The sequence below is a fragment of the Lyngbya aestuarii BL J genome (assembly GCF_000478195.2).
GTDB classification, from domain to species: Bacteria; Cyanobacteriota; Cyanobacteriia; order Cyanobacteriales; family Microcoleaceae; genus Capilliphycus; species Capilliphycus aestuarii.
In genome coordinates, this window is record NZ_AUZM01000215.1 from 1 (window position 1) to 1,352 (window position 1,352).

Here is a 1,352-nt window from a genome sequence, read left to right on the forward strand (position 1 = left end):
CTAACGGCTTCAACTGCCGCATTTAATGCTAACATATTGGTTTGATTGGCTAAATCACTGACTAATTTAGAAATTGTCCCAATCTGATTAGTTTGTTCACTTAAACGAATAATTTGTTGAGCAATTGCATCGACTTTTTCTCGCAAATTTGCCATGCCTTCTAGGGTTTTTTCTACGGCTTGACTGCCATTTTCCGTGAGGTTTAAAGCTTGTTTAGCATCCATCACCGAAGATTCGGCTTGTTCAGCAGTCGATTTAGAAGATGTACTGAGTTCGTTCATTGTGGTGGTGGTTTCATTAACCGCAGATGCTTGTTGGTTGGCGGTTCGTTCTTGCTGTTCTGTTGCTGCTGCAATTTCAATTGAACTTTCAGAAACGACTTGTAGCGTTTTTTTTAAAGTATTTGTGATAGACTGACTAAAGAAGTAACCAATCGGAGAAGCCACAACAACAGCAGCAAAAATAATCAATCCAAAAAACAGTATAATTCTGGAGTAAATAGTTTGAACATCCGCTCGTTCCTGAGCAGCAATATCTAACTGTAAATTAATTAACTCTTGAATTTTTTGAGTGAGCGGATCAATGACTTCATAGAGTGGCCCATCATAAGCGTCTAACTGAGAAATTTCTCCTGTTTCTAAAGCTTGTTGGAGTCTCCTAATCGTTTGATTAACAGGCACAAATAAAATTTCAACTTCGCGGGCGAGTTTTTGTTCTTCTGGAGTAAGGTTTGTTTGTTTATAAGCTTGCCAATGTTCTTCGATTTCTGAGGAAGCTTTTTCAATAGATTTGAGGGCGGTTTCCGTAGAAGTTATTCCTTCATGGGCTTTATTCACTGCATCAACGACTAAAACAGCATAAGCATCAGAGACTAATTTAAGTTGTTTGAGGGGTACAATTCGATCATCATAAAGTGTGGTAACTTGTTGATTAATTTGCCTAATAGAAATCATTGAGTATAGGGTAACTCCTAATAGAATAATCGCCGGAGTCACAAAAAATCCCAGATAGAGTTTTGTGCTTAATTTAATATTCATCTTTATGTTATGATTAAGAGAAGTATTATAAGGTTGACTGCAACTCCAATGCCACTTGATTGAGTTTTTGCAGTCCAGTTTTCGTTTGATTTAAACCATTTGCAGTTTCGTTGGAACCTTGATTAATCGAGTTCATAGCTTCTAATACTTGAGAAATTGCAATCGCTTGTTGTTGGGTATTGAGAGAAATTTGCTGATTATTTAACACAACATTATTAACCGAGTCTGAAACGCCCATCAATGCTGAGGCTGTCATTTGAGCAATTTCTACTCCCGAAAGTACCGTTTTTGTTCCTTCTTCAGTCACAATTACAG

Annotated in this window: 2 protein-coding genes; both read right to left on the bottom strand. The window is 37.2% G+C overall.

The window, feature by feature from the left end; all coding sequences use genetic code 11:
- Positions 1–1,037, bottom strand: a 1,037-nt coding sequence (locus M595_RS27610) for a HAMP domain-containing methyl-accepting chemotaxis protein (RefSeq protein ID WP_023069863.1), incomplete at its 3' end; no start/stop codon positions are given.
- A gap of 25 nt (positions 1,038–1,062) precedes the next feature.
- On the bottom strand, positions 1,063–1,352 hold a 290-nt coding region (locus tag M595_RS27615; protein WP_023069862.1), incomplete at its 5' end, for a methyl-accepting chemotaxis protein.